This is a genomic window from Ornithinibacter sp., assembly GCF_035443565.1.
GTDB lineage: Bacteria > Actinomycetota > Actinomycetes > Actinomycetales > Dermatophilaceae > Fodinibacter.
The window spans coordinates 1-1,587 of the sequence record NZ_DAORSO010000329.1; the positions used below are offsets into that span (position 1 = coordinate 1).

Sequence of the window (1,587 nt, forward strand, 5' to 3'; positions counted from 1 at the left end):
GGGTACGCGGTCGATGCCAGCGGGTTCCACCCCTCGACGTTGACGTACTGGCGTCGGCGGCTCGCGGCCAGCCAGCGTCCGCAGCGGATCTTCGAGGTGGTGCGTGAGGTCATCACCTCGACCGGGGTCCTGGCCGGCAAGACGCGGCGGGCGTTGGACTCCACCGTGCTGGACGACGCGGTCGCCCGGCAGGACACGGTCACCCAGCTGATCGCGTCGATCCGCCGGGTCGGGCGTGACGTCCCGGGCGCCGCCGAGCTGGTCACCACGCACTGCACCCGGTTGGCCGTCGTCACGGGCCAGGACTACACCGCCACGGGCAAGCCGCGGATCGCATGGGACGACCACAGCGCCCGGGAGGATCTGGTCACCGCACTGGTGGGCGACGCCCTGGCGTTGCTGACCTCGTTGGACGACACCGAGCACGACGCCGATGGTGTCCCGCATGGGCTCGCGCTGATCCAGGACGGCGGCGGCCGCGCCGCCGAGGCCGTCGCGCTGCTTGCCCTGGTCGCGGGGCAGGACGTGGAACCCGCGCCGGGCTCGGACGGCACTGACGGGCGGTGGCGGATCGCCCGCAAGACCGCACCGGACCGGGTGATCTCCACGGTGGACCCCGACGCCCGGCACGCGCACAAGACGCGGGAGCGTCGCCAGGACGGGTTCAAGGCCCACGTCGTCATCGAGCCCGACACCGGGCTGATGACCAAGGTCGCACTGACCAAGACCAACGGGAGTGCGAACTCCGACGCTACGGTCGGCGCCGACCTGGTCACCACCGACCCCACCATCACCGACGGTGCGGCCGTGCAGGTCCTGGGTGACTCCGCCTACGCCACCGGCGACATGCTCGCCAAGCTCGCGGAGAAGAAGTGGACACCGCTGCTCAAGCCGTGGCCGCTGCGGCCCGCGGTCGAAGGCGGGTTCACCCTGGACGACTTCACCCACGACCCCCACAAACAGATGATGACCTGCCCCGCCGGGACCACCCGCGCAGTCAGCAGCAAGGGCACCGTCACCTTCGGCGTCGCGTGCAGAGGCTGCCCGCTGCGGGCGCGGTGCACCACCTCAGCCCAGGGCCGAACGATCAAGATTGGCGAGCATCACCAGCTGCAACGCGAGCACCGGCAACGCGCTGAGCACCCCGACTTCCAAGCCGTGTACCGCCAGCACCGGCCGATGGTCGAACGCTCCATCGCCTGGCTCACCCGCGGCAACCGGCGCGTGCCCTACCGCGGCGTGGACAAGAACAACGCCTGGCTGCACCACCGCGCCGCCGCGCTCAACCTCCGCCGCCTCCTCGCGCTCGGGCTGACCCGCCAAGACGGGGCCTGGGCACTGACCTGAAAGGCCGGCCACGGCCCCTTGACAGGCCCGACGCACCCGGCGCAAAGTCGATTACGACGGGCAGGACGAACTCGTAGTCGCGCCTTGAGCGCTGACCTAACCATTGCGGCACAGACCGCCTTGAGGTGTCCTGCCCGTCCTCACGAGCAAACCGACACCTCGAACACCGCCTTGTTCAGCAGTCTCCTAGTCGAGGATGACGTCCCGGCCTTCGTCCCGCAGACGGGCGAGGTTGTCGAG

The 1,587-nt window shown here is 70.4% G+C and carries 1 protein-coding gene; it reads left to right on the top strand.

Annotated features, from left to right (window positions below):
• Positions 1-1,347: transposase (locus tag PLL68_RS14940; protein ID WP_324535446.1), on the top strand; the 1,347-nt coding region annotated here is incomplete at its 5' end.
• Between the last annotated feature and the right edge of the window lie 240 nt (positions 1,348-1,587).